We start from the raw sequence: 25,327 nt of genomic DNA on the forward strand, positions 1-25,327 counted from the left end.
CGTCGTAGCCCCGCCCAGTCCGGCATCGTGTGTCCGCGTCGTAGGGTGCGGCGATGGAACCTGTTGTCGCCCGCAAGATGTGGCGCACGCTCGAGCCCTACCACGGCATCATCTACTTCACTCCCGAGACGACCTCGGCCTACGCCGGGTTCGGTCTCGAAGGCCAGGGCAGCTACTTCGCCTCGCGGGCCGCGGCGATGGGTCCGGTCCCGGCCGAGGTCGTGGTGGCCACCTTCTTCAACTTCGATCCCCGGGTGGTGCACGCCGCCATCCCGCTGGCATGGGAGCGCGGCGATCCGCCGCGTTGGATCGAGGCACGGGTGCAGGCGGTCGATCGGGCCCTGCGCGGCGTGCTCGGTGCGTCGGTCGACTCGCCGGAGATGGCCGAGGCAGCCGAGCTGGCTCGCCACGCGTCCGAGGGGTGCCACAGCCATGGTCGCCCGTTGTACGGGGGGCACGCAGCCCTCGACTGGCCGGACGCGCCCCACCTGGTGCTCTGGCACGCGATCACCCTGTTGCGAGAGTTCCGCGGTGACGGTCACGTGGCCTGCCTGGTCGCCGAGGGTTTGGACGGGTGTCAGGCACTGGTGATGCACGCCGCGTCGGGCGATGTGGGTGCGTCTGCCCTGGCTGCCACGCGGGGCTGGAGTGCCGACGCATGGTCGTCGGCGGTCGCGGTGCTGGCCGAGCGTGGCCTGGTGACCCCCGACGGCGAGCTCACCGACGCGGGTCGACAGCACCGTCAGGCGCTGGAGGACCGCACCGACGAGCTGGCCATGGCGCCGTGGCGGCATCTCGGTGAGCAGGGCTGTGATCGGCTGCGTTCGTTGGTCAGGCCCTTCAGCAAGGCGATCGTCGACAGTGGCACCTTCGGGATCGGCGGGGCCTGACAACCCACACCGGCCTGCGGGGAAGGGTCGAGTGACCCTTGGCGAGGGGTGGGTGGGTCGGCCACGCTGGTGTGGTGGAACGCGTCGTCGAGCTCCCGGGTGGTCGGACCTTGACCGCCCGGCGGGTGACCGAGGCCGATCACGACGGTCTGGCCGAGCTCTACGAGCGGCTCTCTCCCGCCGATCGGCGCCGGCGGTTCTTCTCCGGCTCTCGTCCCCCGCGCGAGTTCCTCGACCGGTGGATCCGGCGCACGACCGAGAACGGCTACGGGATGGTGGCGGTGGTGAACGAGGACGGCACCGACACCGTCATCGCCGATGCCGGCTACGTGGTCCAACCCGACGGGAGCGGTGAGCTGGCGATCACCGTGGATCCCGCCTGGCGTGGTTGGCTCGGTCACTGGGTGCTCGACGCGCTGGTCGAAGCGGCGGCCGAGCACGGAGTGCCGAGCCTCGAGGCCGATGTGTTGCTCGAGAACCGCGACATGCTGGCCCTGCTCGACGCGCGCGGGTTCGCCACCATGGAGCACGCCGACTGGAACACGGTGCGGATGGTGATCGGCACCGGCGGCCGGGTCCCTCCCTGGCCGGGCCATCACGAACGGCCCCGGATCCTCGTCGAGGTCCCCGGGGCGCGCTGGCACGCCGAGCAGGAGCTCACCGATGCCGGCTATCAGGTGCTGTCGTGTCCCGGCCCTCACCACGGGCCTGGCGGGCACTGCCCCCTGCTCGAAGGCGGACGCTGCGAGCTGGCCGATGGGGCCGACGCCATCGTGGTGTCGCTGGTCATGGACGAGTCCGGCCGTGAGATCCTGCACCAGCACCGGGTTCAGAACCCCGAGGTGCCCGTCTGCGTGTCGTCGGTGCGGGCTCACGACCTGGAGGTGGGTGCCTCCGATGCCGACGCGGTCGTGCCGCTCACCCGCGACGTCGCTCCCCTGGTCGCTGCGCTCGATCGCCTCACCGGTGGTCCGCCGCTCCGGCAGGGTCCCGAGGAGCATCCCGTTCCGTAGCCGGCCTGCCCGCTTCCGGCGTCGTCCGCGATCGGCGGAGCCGCTTGTGTCCCTCCACGGCGACGAGCACCGTCGCCGCGGTGGCGACGATGCGCCACCAGATGTCGAGGTCGAAGGGCTCGACCCGGAGGACGAACTGGGTGGGGGGCAGGTAGAGCGCGGCGATGTGCACCCCGAGCGCGGCGATCGTGGCGATGAACAGGAACGGGTTCGAGATGGGGCTGATCGACAGCAGCGATCGGTGCGCCGAGCGCGAGTTCCCGGCATGGAACGCCATGAACACCACCATGGTGGTCAGCGCCACGGTCTGGGCCTGGGGCAGTGAATCGGTGCGGTCGAGGGTCCACCGGAACATGATCAGGGCCCCGACCGCCATCAGCACCCCGACGACGGCGACCCGTTCCCAGAGCACCTTCGACAGGATCCCCTCGCGCTGTGGGCGGGGGGATCGGGCGAGCACGTCGCGCTCGCCGGGTTCGAACGCCAGAGCCACGTCCTGGAGGCCGTTGGTGACCAGGTTCAGCCACAGCAGCTGGGCGGGCAGCATCAGCAGCGGCCACTGCAGCCACACTCCGGCCACGATGGCGAGGATCGTCGCCGCGCCGGTGGAGATGAGGAAGAAGGTGGCGTTGCGGAGGTTGTCGAAGGTGATCCTGCCCTCTTCGACCGCCGCGGTGATGCTGACGAAGTCGTCGTCGGTGAGCACCATGTCCGACGCCTCGCGCGCCACGTCGGTTCCGGAGCGACCCATGGCGATGCCGATGGCGGCGGCCTTCAGTGCCGGTGCGTCGTTCACCCCGTCGCCGGTGACCGCGACCACCTCGTCGAGGTCCTGCAAGGCCCGCACGATCCGCAGCTTGCCCTCGGGCGCGATGCGGGCGAAGACCGAGGTGGTCGGCAGGATGGCGCGGAGGTCCTCGTCGCTGAGCTCGTCGAGCTCGGTGCCGGCGATCACCGCCTCGTTGTCGGTGATGCCCAGGTCGGTGGCGATCGCGAGCGCGGTGGCCGCGTGGTCGCCGGTGATCATGATCACCCGCATGCCCGCCTCCTGACAGCGGGCGATCGCTTCGCGCACGCCGGGTCGCGGCGGATCGTGCATCCCCTGGAGACCGAGGAAGACCAGCCCTTCGGGGTCGCCGAGGTCCTCGCCATCGTCGAGCCTGGATGCCAGGCGCTTGGATGCCATCGCCAGCACGCGCAGGCCCTGCTGGGCCATGGCGCCGGCTGCCAGGTGCACGGCCTCGGGATCGAGCGGTTCGTGACCGTCGCCGGTGTCGATGTGGGTGCACATCCTGGTCACCTGCTCGGGCGCCCCCTTCACGAACAGCACGTGGTCCTCGCCGTGGCGGCGGACACTGGCCGAGTAGCGGAGCTCGGGTTCGAAGGGGATCTCGGCGAAGGAGGGAAACTGCTCGCGCTCGTCCTCGGTTTCGATGCCGCTGGCCCAGGCGATCAGCAGCAAGCCCACCTCGGTCGGGTCGCCGGTGGTGATGATGGTGTCGTCGGAGAGGTAGACCGACGCCTCGTTGGCGAGGACACCGGCGAGCAACGTGGTGCGGAGGGTGGGGTGCTGGTCGAGGTCGACGGGGCGGTCACCGGCGGTCACGATGAATCGGTCCTCGTCCCCGACGACGCGGTAGGTCTGCCCGCCGGCCCACAGCGCCTGGACCTGCATGCGGTTCTGGGTCAGGGTCCCGGTCTTGTCCGAGCCGATCACCGTGGTGCTGCCGAGGGTCTCGACCGCGGGAAGGCGACGGATGATGGCGTTGCGACGAGCCATCCGGCGGACCCCGAGGGCGAGGGTGATGGTGAACACGACCGGCAGGCCCTCGGGGATCGCGGCCACGGCCAGAGCCACCGCGGTGAGGAACATCTCGCCGGTGGGTGCGCCGAGGGCCACGCCCGAGGCGAAGGCGACGACCGAGCCGATGCCGACCGCGATCCCCACGACCTTCGCGAACTCGGCCATGCGCCGTTGCAGCGGGGTGGGCTCGTTCCCCTCGTCGCGGATCATCCCGGCGATGGCGCCGAGCTCGGTTGACTGACCGATGGCGACGACCGCGCCGCGGCCGCGGCCGGCGGTGACGACCGAGCCGGTGAAGGCCATCGAGGTGCGGTCGCTGAGCGGGGCGTCCTCTGGGGCGGGGTCGAGGCGCTTGGAGACCGGCGTCGACTCACCGGTGAGGAGGGACTCGTCGATCTGCAGGCCGCTGGTGTGGGTGAGGCGCAGGTCGGCGGGGACGCGGCTCCCGGGTTCGAGGAGCACCATGTCGCCGGGGACGAGCTGACGGCTGTCGATCTCCTGCTCGTGGTGACCGCGTACCACCCGCGCCTTGGGAACGATCAGCGACATGAGGGCCCGGACCGCGCCCTCGGCGTGGCGCTCCTGGGTCAGGCCGATCACGGCGTTGAGGACCAGGACGGTGGCGATCACCGCCGCGTCGACGTACTCGCTCAGGGCGAGGGTGACCACCGTCGCGACCAGCAGCAGGTAGATGAGCGGGCTGGTGAACTGGCGGAGGAGGACCACGATCAGCGGCGTGGGGGGCTCCTCCTCGAGGGCGTTGGGACCGAAGCGGGCGCGACGACGTTCGACCTCATCGGAGTCGAGACCATGGATGCCGGTGGTGAGCTCGCGCTCCACGGTGGCGACATCGAGTGCGTGCCACGGCGGAGAGGGTTCGGTTTCGTTCTCGGGTGGCCTACCCGAGTCTCCGATCGTCGAACCTGTGGTCAACGCGTCCTCCTCGATCGTGCCACCGTATCCGGCGGAGCGATCAGCCCGGCCGGAGCCCGAGGCGGGTCGCCGCGTCGCGGAGGTCGAGGTGACCGAACAGCTCGAGCGGTCCGAGTGCCCCCGCCCGGGGCGCACCTCGGGTGGCCAGTTCGAGCGCACCGGCGGCGAGGGTGGTGGCGGTGATGTCGTAGGGATTGGGTCCGATCACCCGACCCCGGGCGAGCTCCCGACCGGTCGCGTCGCGGGCGAGGGCGGTGACCGTGCTGGTGGATCGTGCCCGTTCCTCGGCGCTGGGGCCGGTCCCGGTCGGGCCACCGACGCGCCGTGCCCGTGCGCCGACCGGAGGGATCGCCATGAGGGCCGGCAGCGCGAACGACGACGCCTTGACCAGCCAGGCCGCGGGGCCGAGGTCGAGCCAGACCGACACCGACTCGGTGCCCGGCCACTGGCGGGTGGCGGTCAACGGTTCGGTGCCGCCCGCCAGCAGCAGATGCTGGTGACGACCGTCGAGCTCGACGGTCGTCACGTCGCGTCCGGTGGGACGTTCCACCACGTGGCCGTGCTCGAGCTTGTGGGTCCGATCGACGAGGAGGGCCCGGGCCGAGGCGCGGGTCCCGCTGCTCAGACCGGTTCGCAACCCGCTGTAGACGATCTGCAACTCGTGCACTCCCACGCCCGCGGCCTCGACGGCCAGCGCGGCCGCGAGGTGTCCGGGCACGAAGTCGAAGCCGAAGGCGCACAGCAACGCCGAGCCGCGGCCCTCGGCCCGCGATGCCGCGGTGCCGATCACGTGGCGGATGAACCCGGCCTCGCCGGTGGAGTCGACGTAGTGGGCACCGGCGTCGATCGCGGCGTCCAGCGCGGCGTGGCCCAGCAGCGAGAACGGCCCGACGGTGGTGACCAGCACGTCGCCCGGTTCGACCAGCGCCCGGACCGAGCGGGGTTCGTCGGCGTCGGCGACGCGGGCCTCGAGACCGCCGTGGTCGTCGGCCAGCCGGGCGAGGGCGTCTCGGTGGCGTCCGGCGATGACGGGTCGGGCTCCCTGCTCGACCAGCGTGGCGGTGACCAGACGACCGGTGTAGCCCGTGGCCCCGAACACCACGATCCTGGCGGAGTTCGATCGCGCCAAGCTCAACGGTCGGCGGCCCACGTGGCGCGGGCCATGGCCTCGACCTCGGCGACCTCGTCGGCGGTCACGGTCGCCACATCACCCAGGTCGCACGGGTCGTAGTGGTACAGGTACAACCGCGAGGCGAACTGGCCGATGGGCAGCGACGACTCGCCGAAGCGTTCGCCGTTGCCCTCGGTGGACACGACGAGGTCGTGTCCCCAGTCCTGGCCGCTGTCGTTGTTGGGGTTGAAGAAGTAGACCCGCATCATCTCGGAGGGATCGAGTCCGACCCGCAGGATCGAGATGGCGTGCCATCCGATGAACCGCCCCAGGCTGTCGGTCACGGCGATGCCCGCGGGTTGGGGATGGACGACCGGACGGTTCTGGTTGTGGAGCGGGTGGTGGAGCGCGTAGAAGCGACGCACGAAGTGGTCGAAGTCGGTCAGCGTGCCGGTGGCGAGATCGACCGCGAGCGCGGTGTCGCGCCCGACCCACCACCCGTGCATCTCCCGGTTGATCCAGGAGTGGGGGTCGCCCTGCCGGTCGGCGCAGCGCCGCCCCATCTCGATGTAGATGCGGTCGAGGTGGGGGACCAGGACCATCGAGACCGGATCGACGTCGGTGAGCGGTGTGTTGAACATTCCAGCGCTGAGCTCGGCCGAGGACAGCCGTTGGCCCTCGAAGAAGATGTTGATCTCGTCGTCGCGGGCGGCTCGGGTGACGAGGCGGAGCAGGTAGTCGGGTGAGGCCAGCGCCCACATCGAGATGGCCCTGGCCGCCTGGCACGTGGGGTTGTTGCCCTGTCCGATCCCGAGCGGTTGGCCCAGCACGTTGATGACTCCCGCGAGGAGCAGGGTCGAGACCGACTCGTTGCCGGCGATCGGCGCCAGGGTGGCCTCGGTCGCAGGCGAGGGAACCAGGCCGATCTGTCCCCACAGCGACGGACTGACCGCGGGGTCGAACAGCACGCCGCTCTCGACCATCTGGGCCAGGGAGTAGACCGTCTGTACCGTCTCGGGGGTGATGGCGGCCTCGATGAGCCTGGTGACCAGCGGGCTGTAGCACGACAGCGCCTCGACCCCGGTCCTGCTCAACCCCAGGGCCTGGCCGACCAAGTCCTCGCGCTCGCCGTTCACGTGGTGCAAGAACGCGGCGTGGTAGGGCGACACCAGTCCGGTGCTGTGCATGGCGAGGGCGAGCTCGCGTGCTTCTTGCCACAGTGTGCTGTCGTCCATGGTGGCCAGCCGCGCCTGGTACACATCGACCCCGGGGTCCTCGCGGCATCCCGAGGTGGGGCCGTAGAGGGCGCTGACCAGCCGGTTGACGCCGAGGGTGGAGGCGGGCGCGGTGGCCTCGGCGTCGGCGATGTAGGCCGAGACCCGGGTGATCATCACCTTGACGTGGTCGACCATGATCGGCCGTTGGGCGAGAATGCGCTCGATCTCGGCGATGAGGCTGTCGAGCACGTGGCCATAGCCGATCCCCTCGGCGAGGAAGTCGACGAGGTTGCGAAGCGCCATGCCGTGCGATCCCGCCTGGCGGTCGGCTTCGGACGCGGCACCGAAGAGCTGGTCGAGCTCGAGGGCGAGCACCTGGGCGAGGAAGCGTCGAGCGCTCTCTGCTGAGAGGTTGAGGTGGAACGTGTCCCCACGGGCCAGCGCGAGGAGTCGTAGCTCGCTCAGCATCTCGAGGGTGGCCGAGCTTCGCTCGCCGTGTTCGAGGGTTCCGGCCGCCAAACGCGGCTGCAGCATCTCGGGGTGGTCCCAGTCGGTCCCCGCGAACGCGCCTGCCCTTTCGATCCGCTCTACGTGGTCGTAGAGGACCTGGGCACCCCCCTGGCGAGCGAGCAGGCGGTGTCCGATGTCGAGGATCGGGCCGAGCGCGGTGACCTTGGCGAAGTCGGAGGTGCGCTCCAGCTTCGCGAGCGCGTCGCCGAACATGGAGGTCAGCCGCTCGAGGGTCACCGCGTGGTCGTTGCCACCCTGTGGGTCAGCCATGGCTGGGTTCACACATAGAAGTCGAGCTCTTCCTGGTGGTGCAGCAGTTCCTTCATGGTGTCAGCGTCGTCGCCGCGGAAGTAGACGAGCCCCCAGTGCGTGCCGAACGCGGTGCGCTTGGTGACCTTCGACTCCTGGGGCGAGGTCAGCTCATGGGACTCGAAGTAGGGGTGGTTCTCGGTCTCCTCGGGGATCTCGAGACTGCTGACGACGCGCTGGCGGGGATACACCCCGAAGCAGCCGGCGAAGCCGTCGGCGTCGACGACCTCGCGGGGGAAGAACGCCTCGAGCTCCTGCTCGGTCGTCTTGGGGTCGAAGCACACGATCAGTCCCTGGTAGCCGTTGAAGCCGTAGACCCGTTCGAGCAGCTCGAAGACCTTGAAGCCCGGTGGCCGGTAGGCGACCTCGCCGAAGTACATGGTGCCGTCGCTGGTCACGAAGTATTCGGGGTGGATGAAGCCGAACTCGATGTCGAAGGTCTTGATGAGCTTCTCGATCTCCTCGACCACGCGAGGGCGCCAGGCCTCGAGCTCGGGTGATGCGGGCACGAACACCGAGTAGCCGAGGGTCACGTACTCCGAGATGTTGAGGAAGCGGATCTTGCCGTTCTGGATCCAGGCCTCGACGGCGAACTCCCACCCGTCGAGATGGCTCTCCATCAGGACCGGGAAGTCCGTGTCGGGGATGAGGTCGACCTCATCTGGTGTGCGGATGACGCGGTGGCCGAGGCAGCCGGCCTGGTCGAAGGCCTTGACGTGGATCGGGTCGTTGGGATCGCCGTCGAGCTTCAGCAACGTCTGGTTCACCCGGGTCAGGAAGCGCACGACGTCGCCGCGGTCGTGGGCCTCTTCGAAGATGCCGACCCTGATGCCGCCGAGCTGGGCGCGCCGCTTCATCAGCGCCTTGTCGCGGAACAGCACGGCTTGGCCGTGCAGGCGGGGGTTCTTGCTCAGCACCGAGTTGATGGCGCCCGCCCACTCCACCGTCTCCTCGAAGAGGGGGATGGCGACGTCGACGCCCATCTTCTCCAGCGTCTCGGCGATCTCCATCGACCGGTCGTTGAGCCGCTCGAAGTCCCAGGGCACATAGGGGATGTCGTTGGCCTCGGCGAACTCGCGCGCCCATTCGGGGGCGACCACCACGTAGCGTCGGTCGAACTGCTCGGCGGCGTCGATCGCGCCGAGCGTCCAGCCCAGAAGCGCCACGTACCCCTTGTTCGGGTCCTTCTCCATCACCTTGTGTCTTTCCGGTCGCGAACTCGGTCTGGATCCCCGGCCGCAGTCGAGGCCCGACCGGGACCGCCCGCACCTCGAGGGTACCGGCGGCGCGAGCAGGTCGTCTGGTCCGAGCCGGGGCGGGGTCGGGTACCGTGGTGGGGCTGATCGACGAACGGGGGACGGGGATGCGGGCGCGACCGAGGTGGTTGGCCAGGACGGCGGGCGAGGTGTTGCGCCGCGGCTGGGAGATGATGGCTCAGCTCGCCACCATCCGCTCGGGCGACCCGCGGGCCAGGCGGTTCCACGCCTTCGGCGCCAACAGCTGTGTCTGCTTTCCCTCGGCGTCGATCCTCGGCTACGACCGCATCTCAATCGGCAGCGACACCATGGTCGGGGCCTACTCGACCCTGTCGGCGGGGCTTCCCCTGCAGCCCCCGAACCCCTCCTGGGCGGGACCGACGCTCACCATTGGCGACCGCTGCGTGATCGGACGCGGCGCCACCATCACCGCCCACCGCACCATCGTGGTCGAAGACGACGTGTGGATGGGCAACGACGTGTTCGTCTCGGACCAGAACCACGACTGGGTCGACGCCGATCGCCCCATCGGCGAGCAGGCCCAGGCGCCCCGCCCGGTGCGCATCGGCGCCGGCAGCTGGATCGGCCACGGCGCCATGATCCTGCCCGGCGCCCACGTGGGCCGCCGGTCGATCATCGCTGCCGGTGCCGTGGTGACCGAACCGGTGCCCGACCACTCGATCGTCGGTGGGGTGCCGGGCCGGGTCATCAGCACCACGGCGCCCGACGACGTTGTCGTTCTCCCGCTGCAACCGGGGAAGCCCGCCTGACGGTGCCGACCTCGGTGGCCAGGCCGTAGTGGTCGGCCGAGCAGCGTTAGCCTGCAGCGATGGCCACCCTCGTGCTCACCGCGATCGGTGAGGATCGCCCCGGTCTCGTGACCGCCATGTCCGACCTCGTCGCCGAGCACGGCGGCAACTGGGAGGAGAGCCGGATGGCCGAGCTGGCGGGCAAGTTCGCCGGCATCGTGTTGGTCACCGTTCCCGACGAGCACGCCGAGGCGTTGGTGGCGGCGCTCTCCACGCTCAGGGCGCGTGGGCTGCTCGACGTCCACGCCGAGCAGGGAGGCGAGCGGCGGCTCGCGGGCGCCACCGAGATGGTGCTCGAGCTGGTGGGGAGCGACCGACCGGGGATCGTTCGGGAGATCTCGGGCGTGCTGGCGTCGCTCGGGGTCAGCATCGAGGAGCTCTCCACCTCCACCCAGGAGGCCCCGATGGCGGGAGGGACCATCTTCGAGGCCCGGGCCGTGCTGAGCCTGCCCGCCGGCGCCGACCTGGACGAGGTGCGGGCCGCCCTCGAAGCGGTGGCCGACGAGCTCATGGTCGACCTCGCACTCCCGTCCGCCTCGGGCTCTGATTCGTAAGCTGTGCCGGTGGGGCCGCCAGGCGGTCCTCAGGGTCGACGGCCGAGGAGCGCCACCAGGCGTGCGGTGGCGTCGGCGTCGTCGGCCACGCGGACCGGCTCGGCGAACACGCCGCTGCCCCGGAGCATGGCCTGCCGCTCGGTCCACGCGGCGAGCAGGTGCCTGGCGATGTCGTCGTCGATGGTGGCGTCGATGCCGATCGCCCGGGCCAGATCCCATCCGTGCACCGCGGCGTCGGTGAGCATCTGTAGGAGGTACTCGCGGCAGGCGTCGTCGCCATAGGAGAGGTGCACCGTGCGCTCGAGCGCCCCGGGCTGGGCGAACGCGGCCACCGACGGATCCACGGCGGCATCCCAGGCGGCGACCGGATCGTCGCCGAGCAGGTCTCCGTCGTAGCGGTCGCCGACCTCGTCGATCGTCGAACCGGAGATCAGGTGCGGTGCCCAGAGCTGTTCGCCGACCAGGTGGTTGACCAGGGCGTGGACGTCCCACTCCTCACACGGCGTCGGCGCCGACCACTGGTGGTCGGCCACGGCTCGGACGTGGTCGCCGAACCGTGCGGTCGACCGGTCGAACATCTCCACGAGCTCGGACATCGCTGCCCCCTTGGCGTGTGCCGCGCCGAGCTTGCCACATCCGGTTTGCGAACCTCCACCTCCGGTGACGAGGTTGCGGGCGACAGCGGCGTCTCCCGAGATTGCAGCACCGGAGTCCTGAAGCCTCAGGGCGTCTGCGGCAACCGCGAGCAGGACCGGTAGCGGTGCTGCGATGGTGGCGTCCTGGCGCCCGTGATGGCCGGCGGTGACCTGTCGCCGCCCAGCAGAGCTGCCGACTGTGACTTGGACGCCGTCGATGTCGAGGTGGACGCGGCCCCGACGGGCAGGTTGACCTTCGAGCAACGCCCGCAGCGCGAGGGGCGCCCACCGTGGGTCGACCCGATCGTCTGCCGGGCCGCTCAACATCCACCTGCTTCCCCAACGGATCAGCTCGATGATGACCGGTTCGAGACCTCGGCCGTCGTCGGTGAGGCCGTATTCGACGTTCTTCGAGCGCCGAGGCGCGTCGTTGCGTATGACGAGCCCGTCGTCGACGAGTTCGCTGAGACGTTTCGTGAGCAGCGATGGGCTGATCCTCGAAAGAGCGTCCTCCAGTTCGCGAAAGGTTCGGTCCCCGAGCAACAACTCGCGCACGATGAGCAACGTCCACCGATCTCCAACTCGGTCGAGTGCCCGTGCGAGACCGCAGAACTGGCCATACGACTTGCGTGCCTCCATGGGCGTCATTCTACTATAGAATCACTAGTAGATGGAGGAGGCGACATGCAGCGGGCGAGCAATGGGATGGCCTACCGACGAGCTGGCGACGGCCCGACGGTCGTGTTGGTGCATGGGATTCCGGGACAAGGTCTGGCATGGGAGCGAGTCGAGGCCGGCCTCCGGGGTTCGTTCGACGTCGTGACGCCCGACCTCGTCGGATTCGGGAAGAGCGACGGGCCGAACAGGCCGACGATCGAGAGTGTCGGGCCTGCGGCCCAGGCAACCGCGCTGGAGGGCCTGCTCGATGACCTCGGTGTGCGTAGCGCCATTGTGGTCGGCCATGACTTCGGCGCTCCCGTGGGTGTCCTGCTCGCCGGCGCGCGCCCGGACCTCGTCTCCGCTCTGTCATTGCTGTCGGGCAACACCTTCCCGGACACGCGGATCCCGTTCCCGCTGTCGCTCACCACCGCACCCGTCATCGGAGGTCTCTTCTCGCGATTGTTGTTCTCGGGACCGTCGCTTGGTTTCATGTTGCGTCAGGGAACCGGACCCGGATCGACGCCACCCGATGCCGGGGTGTACCTCGGCGATCGCCGCCAGCGACGAACCATCGCGGCGATCTTCTCCGGTGCGCTCACGCGCCTGGACGAGTTGTACGCACCCGTCGCCGAGGCGCTGGAAGGCATCGACGTGCCGACACTCGTCGGGTGGGGCGACCACGATCCGTTCTTTCCGGTTGCACAGGGAGAACGGACCGCCACCGTCGCCAACGGGCGCCTGCGTCTCTTCGAAGGAGCGGGTCATTTCCTGCCACACGAGCGCCCCACCGAGGTGGCTCGCGAGATCGAGGAGTTCGCAACCTCGCTCGGTCGATGACCAACGCCGCCGTCGTGTTGGCCCGCGAAGCCGCCGCTCATTGTGCCACCGCCAGGGTGAACATGTAGCACCCCTTGGTTCGGGGCGGGTGATCGCAGCGGGACCGATCTTGAGCTGCAGTAGCCTGGACACGTCATGGCCGTGGTCGATACCTCATCGCCGCTGGGTGCGCTTGTCCACGCGTACCGCGACCGCATCCTCGAGGTTGCAGCTCGGCATCGCGGCCGAAGTGTTCGGGTCTTCGGCAGCGTCGCTCGCGGAGACGCCGGTGAGAACAGCGACATCGACCTGCTCGTCGACTTCGAGCCTGGCAGCTCCCTCTTCGATCTGCTCCATCTCACCGAGGAGCTGGAGCAACTGCTGAATCATCGAGTCGACGTTGTGTCCACGGGCGGACTCAAGGACCGCGACAGGAGGATCCTGGCCGAGGCCGTGGACCTGTGAGCCGAGCAGACGACGAGCGGATCACCGACATTCTCGAAGCTGCCCGACAGATCGCCGAGGTCGTGGGCGGTGGTAGGCAAGCCTGGGACGACGACCGTGATCTGATCCAGTTGACAGGTCTGGATGATCGCCTCCACCGAGGTTCCGCGGCTTGTCCAGCACCTCAGCTGACCCACGCACCGTCGTGGTACCCGCACCGCTCGACGCTCTCTTGGCTGGGCAGGTCGCCCCGACGCCGCCCGCAGGTCCACACAACGCAGAAACCCCCTGCGGGGCAGGGGGTTTCGGGGCACGAGAGCCAGCGCGCTCGGAGGGAGTCGAACCCCCGACCTTCTGATCCGTAGGCCCATCCGACCGGTCCGTCGGGTGTTGTCAAGACACGTTATCGCAGGTCAGGTGCGGTTCGTGGTCCGGCGGGTGCTGTCGAATCCGTCCCCGTGTCGGCTCGTGGATTGCCAGGAGGATTGCCCATTCGGACGCTGCAACGCGTGCGAGGGCCACTACGACGCCTCGGAGCTCACCGACAGCTCTGCCTGCCGCAGCACGAGCTGGGTTGCGCCTTCCGCTAGGTCCGGGGGATAGCCGTACTTGGCCAATAGCCGGCGAACACTGCGCCGCAGGTTTGCCCTCACGGACTCGCGCTGGGTCCAATCGAGCTTCGGCATCGCCTTGACCATCTCTGTCAGCTCCCTCGCCATCAAGCGCAGCTCATCGCTCTTCATGACCTCGACTGCTGAGCCGTTGTCGGCGAGAGCGTCGTAGAACGCTGTCTCTTCCGCGCTTAGCCCAAGCTCCTCGCCATGCTTTTGGGCGTCGCGGAGTTCCCTGGCCAGATCGATGAGCCGGGAGATCATCTCGGCGGTGGTGATCGCCTTGTTCGTGTATTCCAGCAGGGCGTTCTCGAGCGCTTCACGGAACTTCTTGCTCTGCACCAGGTTCGTACGCTCGGTGATGCGGATCTGGTCGTTCAGGAGCTTGCGCAGGGTCTCAAGGGCGAGGTTCTTCTGGTCGAGCGCCGACACCCGGCCGAGAAATTCGTCACTGAGAATGTCGAGGCGCGCCTCGGGCAATCCGGCCACGGCGAACAGGTCGATCACCTCGTCGGCGGCGACCGCACCGCCGATCACTTGACGGACAGCAGCGTCGATATCGCGCTGGCGAGCGTCGCCCAACCCGTCGCTGGAGTCGTCGGCCAGCCGCTTCCGGATCATCGCAACCACACGCTGGAAGAAGCCCAGGTGCGGAGCGATCGATTCGGCTTCTGGACGTGGGACCGCCAAAGCGAAGGCCGTTGACAGCTCCTTGACTAGCGTCCTCAGGCGTTGCCAGCCGTCATCCTGCCCGAACACGTGGTTGACGGCTTGTAGGTACACCTGCAGGACTTCGCCGGGAGGGGCATCGAGCGCCTGCTCGTAGTCGCATCCGTGGAAGAAGCCGCGGAGTTTCTCGAAGGCTGCCAGCATTGCGGGCACCGCCTCGTCCTGCACCTGCCGTATTGCCTCACCCGTGCCACCGGCTTTGGTGTAGGTGTCCAGCGCGTCAGCGAACTGGTCGGCCAGTCCAAGCAGATCCACGATCAGGCCGCCGGGCTTGTCACCATGGACGCGGTTCACACGTGCGATCGCCTGCATCAGGTTGTGTCCGGCGAGGGGCTTGTCCAGATACATGGTGTGTGCGGGCGGGCAGTCGAAACCGGTCAGCCACATGTCGCAGACGATCACGAACCGAAGGTCATCGTCGGGAGCCTTGAATCGCTCTGCCAGCCGCTTGCGTGCTGCCTTGGTCCTAACGTGGTTGCGCAACGGCTCGGGCTCGTCGCCGGTCCCGGTTACGACCACCTTCATCGCGCCACCTTCATCGTCGGCATCGTGCCAATCGGGACGCAACTTGCGGATAGCCTCGTAGAGCCGCGCCGCGATGTCGCGGCTCATGGTGACAACCATGGCCTTGCCCTCCATCGCGGCACGGCGCTCCTCCCAGTGCTCGACGACGAAGGCTGCTAGCTGGCTGAGGCGCTCTTGGGCGCCGACAAGTGACTCCAGTCGCACGCGGATCTCGTCGTCCGCTAGTTCCCCACTGCGGTCAGCCTTGACGAGGAGGTCGACCTCTTCCTCGGCGACTCGTGCGCCTTCCTCGTCCACCGTCAGCTTGATGATGCGCGACTCGTAGTAGAGCGGTCGGGTTGCGCCATCCTCGACTGCCTGACGGATGTCATAGATGTCCGCGTAGTCGCCGAAAACGTGAGCCGTGTTCTTGTCGACGAGCTCCAACGGCGTACCGGTAAAGCCCACGAAGGTGGCGTTGGGCAGCGCCTCGCGCATCCAGCGCGCGCCACCGTCGACGAAGCCGTACTGGCTTCGGTGTGCTTCGTCGGCCATGACCACCAGGTTGGAGCGATCCGAGATCACGCCGTGCGCTTCGGTGAACTTCTGAATCGTCGTGAACACCACGCCGCCCGCAGCTCGGTCGAGCAGCACCTTCAGATGGTCCCGGTCCTCCGCCTGGACAGGAGCCTGCCGAAGCAACGCTCGACCGGCGGCGAACGTCTCGAACAGCTGATCGTCGAGATCGTTGCGGTCGGTGACCATGACCACCGTGGGGTTGGTGAGGCCCGGCTCGCGGATCAGCGCTCCTGCCAGCATCAGCATGGTCAGCGACTTGCCCGAGCCCTGGGTATGCCAGATCACGCCGCCGCGACCGTCGCCCTCACCAGACGGTGGCCGCAGGTTGGCCAGCACGCCAGCCCGTGCCCTACGCACGGCGCGGAACTGGTGGTAGCCAGCGATCTTCTTGGCGATCTCGCCCGCTCGTCCTCCTCGAAGGTGACGCAGTTCCGCAGGTAGTCCACCAGCGTGCGTTGGATCGAACAAGCCGCGGATCAGTGCCTCCATCGTCGGCGCCCCCCCGCCCTCATCGTTCAGAGGCCGCCAGGGCATGAATCGGCTGCGTCCGCTGGTGAGTGATCCGACGCGAGTCAGCATCCCGTCCGAGACCGCCAACAGCAGGTTCGGGGCGAACAGGTCAGGCGCCGATCTGCCATGTAGCGGTCGAGTTGGTCGACGGCGACGCCGAGGTCGGCCTGCGTATCGGTCGGGTCCTTCAGCTCGATGACAGCGACCGGGAGACCGTTCAAGTACACCGTCAGGTCCGGGCGGATGACTCCTGCCCGATGGCCCAGCGATGGTGAGCTGGCCGCACCGCCAGCAGTCTCATTCGCTTCAGGATTCTTCGAAGTCGACCAGGCGCGGCGCGACCACCACGCGACTCGCGCTCTTCGAGTCGCGATACTCGACCTCGACACCATCCGATGAGCAGGGTATGGAACCACCGGTTGTTCTGGGCCAGTGTGGGATGCGGTGGGCGCGCCAGGAGGCGTACCACCCCTCGACGGTGTCGTGCGAGGCAGCCCAGGATTGAGCGACGATGGAGCGCCGAAGCGAGCCGGCCTCGTAGCACTGCTCTCCGTCTAGCGTTGCCACGCCCCCTGCATCATCGATCTCAATACCGCGCTGGGCAACGGCCCCAATCGCCTCGAATTGGCCGGATGCAAGTCCCTCGACAAACTCTTCGTCCAACGCTGCCATCAGGAGCCCGACCGACTTTCTTCTAGCAGAGCCACGAATGGTGCAAGCAAGTGCTCATGATGATCGGCAGCCGATGATCGTGTCATCGAATCCGCTATACACTCTACTTGCCATTCATCTGCGGACTTGCGCTTGAAGTGAAAAACCCGGGTCCGATGCCCAGACTCATCATCCGCTGCATATAGGAACGGGCTTAGATCCAATGTGAGATCATCAAGCCGGGCAAGTACCTCGACATGCCATCTATTGGCGTAGCGGACATGGCAACGGCGATAGCTTCTGGAGTCGACCTGAAGCTCCTGAATGCGTCGGCTTTGCGAGTGTCGCGTTAGTCTTTCAACCTCCACCTGTGGCCCTGGTTTGATCGAAGTATACCCTTCAGAAGCTCGACGCTTTGCATGGCACGAAGATCCAGCAATACATCTCGCAAGACTCGGTACGCTTCATCGATAGTTGCCTGCCAATTGGGCCTCAGACTTCGTTCGTCATGAGAGAAGCCGTTTCGGACGACATTGAGCCTTCGAATTTCGCTAATAACATCTAGGGGGACAAGCGATGCGATTCGGAGATCTGCGCCCACCTCCTTCGACCGATGCAACACGCCCTCAACGAGAACCAATGCGTGTCGCCAACCTGTCCGAACATAGGTCGGCCTCGTTCTGCAGTCCCGCCACCCTTGGTCCTTCCCCTGACGGAGCACTAGCGGCGCGACGGCCGTCACCATGTCGAGCAGCTTCGGCGAGAGCAAGTGCAGCCAGAAGGCGAATCAAGGACTCCCATGAATCGCGAAGCCGATATAGCCTCTGGTGAGGTTGGCGTGTGCCCTCGAGGAACCCGTAGAACGGAACTGCGATGGGCGCAGGAAACTGCTCGGCGACGATCTGCTCGAGGTCCGATCCTGCTTGCGCCGCTGCATCATCGCGTCCGCGTCGTGCAGCGTCTGGCGCAAGCTGGTCGAGCACGTCGGCGGGGTGGAACTCCTCTTGTCCCACCTTGACTGTTCCGTAAGACAGCTCGCACCACTCACGGTAGTCCTGCTCGTCTCTAGCTAATCGGCGATCAACGAGCGCTCGGTCGGGTTCGAGAGCTTCTGCATCCCAGTGGTCGCGAGCAGGCGTGGTGCTCATGGTCGGACTCTCGCCGTGCCCGATAGGAGGCGAGGCAGGACGTAGTCCCGCAAGCGTACCAACTGCTCGCTCTCTCTCACGGTGGACGTCAGCAGTTCGAAGAGTGGGTCGGCCACTGCTCGATAGGCTGCCACAACCGCAGGGTCCGGCACGACTATTGGCAATGGCCGGAAGACCTTCTTGCTGATCTCAGGAAATGTAGTTCCGCTGGAATGCGCCTTGATCATGCCAATCGAGGTGGAGGCCCAACTGAACACGTAGGTGGGCGGAAGTGGGCCGTCGCACACCATCGCAATGAAACCTTGATTGACGGCTGTTGGGACGCCCGCGATCGCCAAGTAGCCGACAGGAGCAGCGAGATGACGGTCAGATCGATCCGGCTGGCAGGGTGCCGGAGCTGATCGCGTCGACGCCCAGGTCTGGTGATGCGCCGTTCGGTGTCCAGTAGCACTGGATGCTGAAGACGTGACATGTCCTTCGGCGTAGCCCAGCAGTGGTCGCCGCCATCCCAGTAGGCAGGGTTCTTTGTTGCCGGGGTTCCACCACCCTTCACTTGGACGACGTTGCCGATCGCCTTAACTCGCCACCCTTCAGGGATGGGGCCGATGTCGGACTCGACGAAACTGCCGGGCAGGGTTTCGAAGACAGGCTGTGGCAGGGGGGAAGGCGGTGGCGCCAGCGGCCTTGGCCCTAATCGGCTCGAAGTCCACGAACCACGACTCGAAGATCTCCCGCGTTAGCCGATCCAGTGCCAGTGCCGTGCCGCCTGTTCTGGTCGATCTTGTCATCCAACGAGCCGAGGACGGCGGCGATGGCCTGTTGCTCTTCAATCGGCGGTACGACGATCTTTAGTTCGCGCTGTGCCGTGAGGCTGATGTACGCAGCCATGTCAGTTTCGTTGGAGCGTGCCGTGCCGCTGGTCGCGAAATGCCGGCGACTGCATGAAGTAGTACAGGTATCGGTGATCAAGAACACTTGGGTCTAGAGCACGCCAGAAGGTTGTCTGAGGTGAACAGACGAATGGTGGTGAGTCGAGCGGGGCTAGAGCGAGCTTGCCGACGGTTCCCTTGTGGGAGAAGAGTACATCGCCACCGCGCCCGATTCCCTTCCTGAATGCGCTCCCTCGCCGTGTCGTCGATCCGCTGAGCGGAGTCGAACAGGATTCGCCCACTGTCGATATCAGCAGCTCGGATGAAGGCATAGCTCGCCCACTCCGAACTCATGGCTGCGCGGCCGGTACTCACCATGATTGCCATCCTCAACGAGCAACGCGTCTGCGGCTTGTAGTTCTGCAACCGTCGACACCGGCCAGGTGCGGGACATCACTCACCGACCCGTAGCAACTGCTCCCGCACTGCCGCCATCAATCGCTCACCCTCTCCGAAGCACTCCTCCAGATCAGCCAGTAGGCGTGGGTACTTCTCGGTGAAGGGCTCACCGTCATCTCCTTGCTCCTCGGCGCCAACGTAGCGGCCGGGGGTGAGCACGAAGCCCTGCTTGCCGATTCCCTCGATCGTCTCGACCTTGCAGAAACCAGGGATGTCGCGATAGGTCCATGCGCCATGCCGCGACTCATTCCACCAGTCCGGCGCAGGTTCACCGCGCCATTGGCGGAAGGCGTAGACGATCCGGCCGAGGTCCGAGTCGGGCTTCGGGTCGCCCATGCCGTCAGCCAGCATGCTCTCGCCGTCGTCGCCGCCGGTGAGAATGCGTAGCGTCCGGGTCTGCATGGTCCCCAGCTTGCGTGCATCGATGAACAGGGTTTCGCCCGGACGGTCGCGCCCCCCATGCTTGAGGTTGTCTCCTGTCTTGTCGCGGGTGAGGAACCAGAGGCATGCGGGGATGCCAGTGGTGAGGAAGAGCTGGGCTGGCAGCGCGACGATGCAGTCGACAAGGTCGGCCTCGACGACGCGTCGGCGAATCTCACCCTCTCCACTGGTACCAGTGGAGAGCGACCCGTTGGCCATGACGAAACCAGCTACCCCCCCTCCGCGTCCGTTGGGCGGTGCAAGGTGGTGGATGAAGTGCTGGATCCATGCGTAGTTGGCGTTGCCGACCGGCGGTGTGCCGTAGCGCCAGCGCACGTCGTCGGCCAGGAGTTTGCCCGACCAGTCCGAGACATTGAACGGTGGATTGGCGAGTATGTAGTCGGCCTTGAGGTCGGGGTGCAGGTTGCGCAGGAAGCTGTCGGCGGGCTGCGACGCCGAGGTTGGCCTCGATGCCGCGGATGGCGAGGTTCATGTGCGCCAGCCGCCAGGTGGTGGGGTTCGATTCCTGGCCGAAGATCGAGATGTCGGTTTTCTGTCCGCCGTGGGCCTCCACGAAGCGTTCGGACTGCACGAACATGCCGGCCGAACCGCAGCACGGGTCGTACACGCGGCCTTCGTAGGGTTCGAGCATCTCGACCAGCAGCCGTACGATGGAGCGCGGGGTGAAGAACTCGCCGCCGAGCTTGCCCTCGGCCTGAGCGAACTTGCCTAGGAAGTACTCGTACACGCGGCCCAACATGTCCCGGGCCCTGGCGCGGTCGTCCTTGAAGCCGACATCGGCGACGAGGTCGATCAGCCCCTTCATCTTCTCGGGCGCGATGCCACGGCGGGCGTAGTCGCGCGGCAGTTTGCCCTTGAGACTCTGGTTGTCGCGCTCGACGGCGAGGATGGCATCATCGAGCAGAGTGGCGATGTCGGCACGTGCGGCCTGGTCTTGGAGATTCTGCCAGCGCGCCTCGGGCGGCACCCAGAAGACGCGCTCGGCGGTGTACTCGTCGCGGTTCTCCAGCAGGCTTTCGAGCTGAGGAGCAGGAATCCCGTCGGACGCGAGCTCGTCCTTGAGTTCGTCGCGCCGGGCCTCGAACGAGTCCGAGATGTATTTCAGGAAGAGCAGGCCGAGGACCACGTGCTTGTACTCAGCGGCATCGATCTGGCCCCGAAGGGCATCGGCCGCCTTCCAAAGCGTCTCTGCGTGGGCAAGGTCGGGGTGATTCGTTGCGGTCAAGGTGGGCTCCGTCGAGTCTCGTTCGTCGCACCGTACTTTGTTCGCCAGGCGGGTCGCTCAGTGCCGGGTGGCGGGTAGGTCTGCGCGTTGATCTTCGCGACGAAGGTGGGTGCTGATCGGCTGCCCGTCTACGTCGTCGGAGTGGCAAGGGTCGAAAAGGCGGAAAGTCCCTAGCCACCGCGTCTGGACCAGTTCGTCTGGGATGTGCGGGACCTGAGGAGCCGCGATCGAGATCCACTCTGAAGCTGGAACCGTTAGATCTCGATGGCGACAGCATCGGTTGGAATCGACAGCGCGGTCGCGATGGGCGAGTAGATGTCGACATCCTCTGCCTTCGTGCGTAGCGAAACGATGAGGGCGTAGCGGACTGGCAGTTCGATGCGATCCTTGCGCCGGTTGTTCTTCCACCAACCGCCGACGGCATGGACCGCGAGTACGCCACCGGTCCCGGCGAGCTGGGCTCCGTAGCCCGACCAGATGTCCTGATGCAGGCAGCCTTGGTTGCGTTGGTTCGGTCCGATCATCCAGTTGTCCGAGCCGCTGGCAGACGATGCGCCGCGCTCCTCCTCGACGGCGGCTTCGCGGTTTACCCGTCGCACGAACTCCGGGGTGGTCTCGTTCGGCGCTCGCAGCTCGAAGCGCAGCCCATGCGAGGCATAGGCGTAGCGGCGCCGCCAACCGCGCCGGGCGGCAGACGGTTCGATGAAGTATGAGAGCGTCACCCGCAGCTCGACGTCGGCGGCACCGAGGTCAGCGAGCACATCGGATGGCCACGGCAGCTGGTGCAGCCGGAAGTTCCGCATCCGGTAGTCGTCGCCGGTGAACGGCACAAACTCGTCTTGAGCCACCATCGTGACGGCGTTTGTTGTCGAACTCAGGACGCTCTGTTCGTCCGGGACGCCCCAGCCGTAGCGTTTGAGTAGCGACCTTCGCTGCTTCTTGCCGGGTTCGGCGTCGATCTCTGCTCGCATGAGCGGGGTCCACTCGGCGTGGTGCAGTCGAGAAGGCCGCGAATCGTCTCTGGCCAGTAGGACGGGTAGGTGGCCATCGCAAGCGCAGCGAGACGGGCCGCCTGTGCGGTCGCCGCACTTGCTGGCGTTCGCTGAGCTCAGCGCCGAGCTCATCGCGGCCGGTCCGTCGTCCGCAGCGAGTGCAGTGGATGGTTGGCATGGAAGTCCCCTGCTCCATCGGTGAGGACGTTTCCGCCTTCCATACAGATGTCAGGTTTGATCGGCCACTGCGACCCTCCAGCGATCACGCCCGTGCGGCTGTGGGGAGAGATTCCGCCTTCGTCGGCTACCGCGCTCCAACCCGCGTAGGCGGGATCTGACGGCACCTGCGTCAGCTCCGTGTGGGCACCGACGGTCAGCGCGTTCCAGGACTGGGCGGGATCCTCGATTGGGGACAGGTCGGCGAGTTGCCTGTACTCCAGGTCGAATCCGTCTCGGACGTTGCCGGCCGAAACGATGAGCAGCCGCGGCAGTCGGGGTCTGGCGGGCCAAGCAGCTCGATCCCAAAGTCCGACCCGGCCGACGTCGCTGCCTGCGGCGAGCGTGCGACCGCCGCTGACCATAGCGAGGGCTCTCCCTTGCGGTCTGCGGGGTTCGTGATCGGCATACAGAACACGCGACGCCGTGCGTGCGCGATCGCCGGACGGGCGACCGCTTCGGCGGTCACGATGCCGTAGGCCAGTGGATCGTGTGGCGGCTTGCTCCTATCGGGCAGGAACTTCACCGACTCGAGTCGGTGGCGGAGCGTCACGGTGGTGTCGTTGCCGAGGAGTGCGTTGTCGAGTGGTCCGATCAGGGCCAGCCCAGCCATGAGGGTGCCATGGCCGTGGAGGTCGCCTGCCGGCTCTCCGACGATCGAGTGCATGTCGGACTCGGCGAGCGACGCGTCGAGCAGGACGTGCGTGCGTCTCACACCGGTGTCGAGCAGGCATACGGCCGGTGCGGTTGCGGCCGCGGGCGTGATCCGTCCGGCGAGGTCGTCGGTCCACTCCATCTGTTCGGCGACGTCGAGATCCTGGATGGTGTCGACAAACTGGGGGCGACGTAGCTCCGTGACCGGCACTGCGGTGAACGGCAGGAGTTGTAGCTGGTCCCAACGCGCTTCGAGCCAGATGACGTGGCGCCGGTCGAACCGCAAGTGATTCGGAGCGATCCGAAGCTGCACTCGGGTGGCGTACTCCTGTGCAAGATCTACGGCATCGGGTTCCGGGCGTAGCCAGATCTCCCACCAGTGCAAGCCCGTAGTGGGTGGGTCCCCGTCAGATTGCCAGAGGTCGCGGAGGACAGTTGCGCGGATACGTGCCATGTTGGCGATGAGGGCCCGGTTGCGTGGCTTCCCACCGGGCGTGTCCTTCTCGCTATCGAGGTAGTCCTCGAAGAGTCGAAGGAACGTCTCCCGGTACTCGTCGCTGATCCAGACAAGGGCTCGTTCCGGCGAGTCCTCCGTCTCGGGCGAGACGCTGAGCAACAGCCATCTTGGCCGAGGAGCATCGCGGTGGCGGCTCATCTGTTCGAGCGAATCGAGACTGAGCGGGAAGCCCGGACTCGCCTCGATGGTGACGATGACCCCGAGGGCCTCGAGTTCCTCCAGCGATCCTTCGTCGTGGGCTTGGTCCTGCACGGCCAATGCCGATTCCACCTCGCGCTGCATCGCCTCGCCATGGGCACGGCGTTCGACATCCCGGATCTTCCGATCGCCTCGACCCTGCCGCGTGAACTCCCGGTCTTCGACCTGGCCGACGACGAGGAGGTGGGTGAGGTGTTCCCCTGGCTCAGGCACTGCTCGCGTTGTTCCGCTCGCTGAGCGTCTCGACCAGCGTCGCCGCCGCGACTCGGTCGTCGCCTGCGAGGAGACTTCGCTTGGCAGCTGTCTCGGCAGCCTTGACCAGCTCGGCGTGGCTCATCCCGTTGGTCGACTCCCGCACGGACGCCCACCGCATTCCCTTGCCCATCGGTCCGAGTCTGGCCTTGAGGACAGTGATGGCCTCCTCCGGCGTGGGTTGTCTGTAGTTGATGACGCATGTCGAACCGGCGGAACAACGCTCGATCGAGGATGGCCCGATGGTTCGTGGCGGCAACGACGATGCTCTCCGGACTGGCCTCCTCGAGGAAGACGAGGAACGAGTTGAGGATCCGGCAGCGCCCTGCGCCGACGTCGTTGCCCGCTCGGTCGCCACCAGGCGCGTCGAACTCGTCGAAGAGATAGACGGCACGTTGGCGTAGCCGCTGCGTCGAACAGCAGCCGGAGCTTGCTTCCGGTCTCGCCGAGGTACTTGCTCGACGCCGAGTCCAGCCGGATTGTCATGAGCGGCAGGTCGAGTTCGTGGGCAAGGACCGCGGCGGTCATCGTCTTGCCTGTACCTGGAGGTCCCTCAAGTAGCAGACGGTGCACGGGGTGGAAGCCCTGTTCCATCAGGGTGTGACGCTGACGTTGCTCGGCCAGCACCTGGTCGAGTTGTGCCCGGACCTCGGTGGCGACGACCAGATCCTTGAGGCCTACCTCCGGGAAGGACGCCGTCACGAGTTCGGCAATTTCACCGCGGGGCTGGGCAATAGGGGTTACTACCGTGCCACCGGACTGCCGCCGCGCCCCGTCAACGAGGTCCTTCAGGTCGCCCGCGAGTCGATGGTGACCCTGTCGCGCCGCTTTGGCAGCGACTTGAAGGGCGACCGCGTAGAAGCTCTCGTCATCGCCAGACGAGTGGCTCTTGACGAGTGCTTTGATGTGATCAGCGGTCGCAGCCACGGAAGCCTCCTGAACTCAACTGTACGGTCTCCAGGCCAGCGACGAACATTGCCTGGAGTCTCATTCGACGCGCCCCCAGTGACAGTGGGTCACGGGCCCGCTCACAGCACCTTGGCGGGAGGATGGGGACAGGAGCGATCCTTGCCCGTGTCCTCCTCCTATCGGCGCAACGGTAGACGTCTGAAGCAGTCGGGTCCCTGATGGCCGTGCCACCTCGGACCCCGGCTTCAGAACAAGGTGGCAGGCTCGCCCGTGCTAGTCCGCTCGCGCAGTCCTGTGGCGCTGGTGGCCGTGCCTCGAACGGCAGGAGTCGGTGGCTCGGCGGAGTCCGTGGAGAGCGTCGCCCACACGGCGTCGCGATCGACGCCGAGGGACTCGGCGAGGTAGGCGACGGGGACGATGATGCGGCGGCGGAGGCGGATGCACTTGATGTCGCCGCTGCGGACGAGCTCGTAGGCGGTGGACCGGCCGACGCCGAGGACCTGGGCGGCCTGCTCGACGGTGATGGTGAGGGGGCGATCGTTGCTCATGTCCTTGTAGGCCGCGATCGGTGCCGGATCCCGCGCAGGAATCCGTGCCGTCCAGGCTCATCAGTCCGTGCAGTCCACCACCGTGGGTGAACCGGATTACGCCAACCGGATACCCAACAGGTTCCCCGCAGGGGAACCTGCAAATGTGTGCGCGCCGGATCGTGCTTCTGGAGCGGTCGCGCTGAGTGGCAGGGAAGGCTGCCGGCTTCGAGCTGGAGTCGGCAGGAGGCCTGCTGCGCTATGTCTGCGGCGGGGCGTGGAAGCGGCAGGCCTTGTTCGCGGGGAAGGTTGCGTGGGTAGGCCGTGGTGGCGACGCTCCGTTGGGATTTCGACGTTCTGACGACGGCGCCACCC

At 67.0% G+C, this 25,327-nt stretch carries 20 protein-coding genes and 1 pseudogene; 8 read left to right on the top strand and 13 right to left on the bottom strand.

Translation table 11 applies throughout. The features are described 5' to 3' along the window. Positions 1 to 53: 53 nt before the first annotated feature. Positions 54 to 890: a hypothetical protein gene (locus U5K29_03930; protein MDZ7677684.1), complete on the top strand. Its 837-nt coding sequence runs from the start codon at positions 54 to 56 to the stop codon at positions 888 to 890. A gap of 74 nt (positions 891 to 964) precedes the next feature. Then, complete coding sequence (locus tag U5K29_03935) at positions 965 to 1,903, top strand: GNAT family N-acetyltransferase (GenBank protein ID MDZ7677685.1); 939 nt, start codon at positions 965 to 967, stop codon at positions 1,901 to 1,903. Here U5K29_03935 and U5K29_03940 read toward each other — a convergent pair. Genes U5K29_03940 through U5K29_03955 form a run of 4 tightly spaced genes read right to left on the bottom strand, consistent with a single transcriptional unit; the run spans position 1,851 to position 8,980 of the window. Then, complete coding sequence (locus tag U5K29_03940) at positions 1,851 to 4,640, bottom strand: HAD-IC family P-type ATPase (GenBank protein MDZ7677686.1); 2,790 nt, start codon at positions 4,638 to 4,640, stop codon at positions 1,851 to 1,853. The two genes, U5K29_03935 and U5K29_03940, sit on opposite strands and share 53 nt — an antisense overlap. Positions 4,641 to 4,680: 40 nt before the next feature. Beyond that, positions 4,681 to 5,739 carry a saccharopine dehydrogenase NADP-binding domain-containing protein gene (locus tag U5K29_03945; GenBank protein ID MDZ7677687.1) on the bottom strand — a complete coding sequence of 353 codons (1,059 nt, stop codon included), beginning with the start codon at positions 5,737 to 5,739 and terminating at the stop codon, positions 4,681 to 4,683. 32 nt (positions 5,740 to 5,771) lie between these two features. Next, a complete protein-coding gene (locus tag U5K29_03950) occupies positions 5,772 to 7,748 on the bottom strand; it encodes a hypothetical protein (protein ID MDZ7677688.1) in 1,977 nt (658 codons plus the stop codon). An 8-nt stretch (positions 7,749 to 7,756) separates the two neighbouring features. Then, complete coding sequence (locus U5K29_03955; GenBank protein MDZ7677689.1) at positions 7,757 to 8,980, bottom strand: hypothetical protein; 1,224 nt, start codon at positions 8,978 to 8,980, stop codon at positions 7,757 to 7,759. A gap of 140 nt (positions 8,981 to 9,120) precedes the next feature. Between U5K29_03955 and U5K29_03960 the strand changes: the two genes are divergently transcribed. Both U5K29_03960 and U5K29_03965 read left to right on the top strand, forming a co-directional pair. Beyond that, positions 9,121 to 9,813: an acyltransferase gene (locus U5K29_03960; GenBank protein MDZ7677690.1), complete on the top strand. Its 693-nt coding sequence runs from the start codon at positions 9,121 to 9,123 to the stop codon at positions 9,811 to 9,813. Positions 9,814 to 9,872: 59 nt separating this feature from the next. After that, positions 9,873 to 10,406, top strand: coding sequence for an ACT domain-containing protein (locus tag U5K29_03965; GenBank protein MDZ7677691.1), 534 nt, complete (start codon positions 9,873 to 9,875; stop codon positions 10,404 to 10,406). Between the two features lie 29 nt (positions 10,407 to 10,435). Here U5K29_03965 and U5K29_03970 read toward each other — a convergent pair whose 3' ends face one another. After that, positions 10,436 to 11,002 carry a TIGR03086 family metal-binding protein gene (locus U5K29_03970; GenBank protein ID MDZ7677692.1) on the bottom strand — a complete coding sequence of 189 codons (567 nt, stop codon included), beginning with the start codon at positions 11,000 to 11,002 and terminating at the stop codon, positions 10,436 to 10,438. 195 nt (positions 11,003 to 11,197) lie between these two features. Here U5K29_03970 and U5K29_03975 point away from each other — a divergent pair, with 195 nt between their 5' ends. Together U5K29_03975 and U5K29_03980 are read left to right on the top strand one after the other, a co-directional pair. Beyond that, positions 11,198 to 12,538 carry an alpha/beta hydrolase gene (locus tag U5K29_03975; protein ID MDZ7677693.1) on the top strand — a complete coding sequence of 447 codons (1,341 nt, stop codon included), beginning with the start codon at positions 11,198 to 11,200 and terminating at the stop codon, positions 12,536 to 12,538. Positions 12,539 to 12,673: 135 nt separating this feature from the next. Beyond that, entirely contained in the window at positions 12,674 to 12,982 is a 309-nt protein-coding gene (locus tag U5K29_03980; GenBank protein MDZ7677694.1) for a nucleotidyltransferase family protein, read from the top strand. A 500-nt stretch (positions 12,983 to 13,482) separates the two neighbouring features. On the opposite strand, the gene U5K29_03985 is transcribed toward U5K29_03980, so the two are convergent. The 7 genes and pseudogenes from U5K29_03985 to U5K29_04015 form a co-directional block, all read right to left on the bottom strand. After that, positions 13,483 to 16,164, bottom strand: a complete 2,682-nt coding sequence (locus tag U5K29_03985; GenBank protein MDZ7677695.1) for a type I restriction endonuclease subunit R — start codon at positions 16,162 to 16,164, stop codon at positions 13,483 to 13,485. 2,219 nt (positions 16,165 to 18,383) lie between these two features. Beyond that, entirely contained in the window at positions 18,384 to 18,581 is a 198-nt protein-coding gene (locus tag U5K29_03990; protein MDZ7677696.1) for a restriction endonuclease subunit S, read from the bottom strand. Between the two features lie 434 nt (positions 18,582 to 19,015). After that, positions 19,016 to 19,873 carry an N-6 DNA methylase gene (locus U5K29_03995; GenBank protein ID MDZ7677697.1) on the bottom strand — a complete coding sequence of 286 codons (858 nt, stop codon included), beginning with the start codon at positions 19,871 to 19,873 and terminating at the stop codon, positions 19,016 to 19,018. 40 nt (positions 19,874 to 19,913) lie between these two features. After that, positions 19,914 to 20,687 (bottom strand): annotated as a pseudogene (locus U5K29_04000) (class I SAM-dependent DNA methyltransferase). Positions 20,688 to 20,941: 254 nt separating this feature from the next. Beyond that, entirely contained in the window at positions 20,942 to 21,658 is a 717-nt protein-coding gene (locus tag U5K29_04005; protein MDZ7677698.1) for a hypothetical protein, read from the bottom strand. 394 nt (positions 21,659 to 22,052) lie between these two features. Further along, positions 22,053 to 23,477 carry a S8 family serine peptidase gene (locus U5K29_04010; GenBank protein ID MDZ7677699.1) on the bottom strand — a complete coding sequence of 475 codons (1,425 nt, stop codon included), beginning with the start codon at positions 23,475 to 23,477 and terminating at the stop codon, positions 22,053 to 22,055. After that, positions 23,470 to 23,649, bottom strand: coding sequence for a hypothetical protein (locus tag U5K29_04015; protein MDZ7677700.1), 180 nt, complete (start codon positions 23,647 to 23,649; stop codon positions 23,470 to 23,472). The genes U5K29_04010 and U5K29_04015 overlap by 8 nt, the downstream gene beginning before the upstream one ends. A gap of 61 nt (positions 23,650 to 23,710) precedes the next feature. Between U5K29_04015 and U5K29_04020 the strand changes: the two genes are divergently transcribed. Both U5K29_04020 and U5K29_04025 read left to right on the top strand, forming a co-directional pair. Continuing rightward, positions 23,711 to 23,920, top strand: coding sequence for a hypothetical protein (locus U5K29_04020; GenBank protein ID MDZ7677701.1), 210 nt, complete (start codon positions 23,711 to 23,713; stop codon positions 23,918 to 23,920). A gap of 172 nt (positions 23,921 to 24,092) precedes the next feature. Continuing rightward, complete coding sequence (locus tag U5K29_04025; GenBank protein ID MDZ7677702.1) at positions 24,093 to 24,644, top strand: hypothetical protein; 552 nt, start codon at positions 24,093 to 24,095, stop codon at positions 24,642 to 24,644. A gap of 26 nt (positions 24,645 to 24,670) precedes the next feature. On the opposite strand, the gene U5K29_04030 is transcribed toward U5K29_04025, so the two are convergent. Beyond that, on the bottom strand, positions 24,671 to 24,973 hold the full coding sequence (locus tag U5K29_04030) for a helix-turn-helix domain-containing protein (GenBank protein ID MDZ7677703.1): 303 nt from the start codon (positions 24,971 to 24,973) through the stop codon (positions 24,671 to 24,673). Positions 24,974 to 25,327: the final 354 nt, after the last annotated feature.

The organism is Acidimicrobiales bacterium, from assembly GCA_034521975.1.
GTDB lineage: Bacteria > Actinomycetota > Acidimicrobiia > Acidimicrobiales > SKKL01 > SKKL01.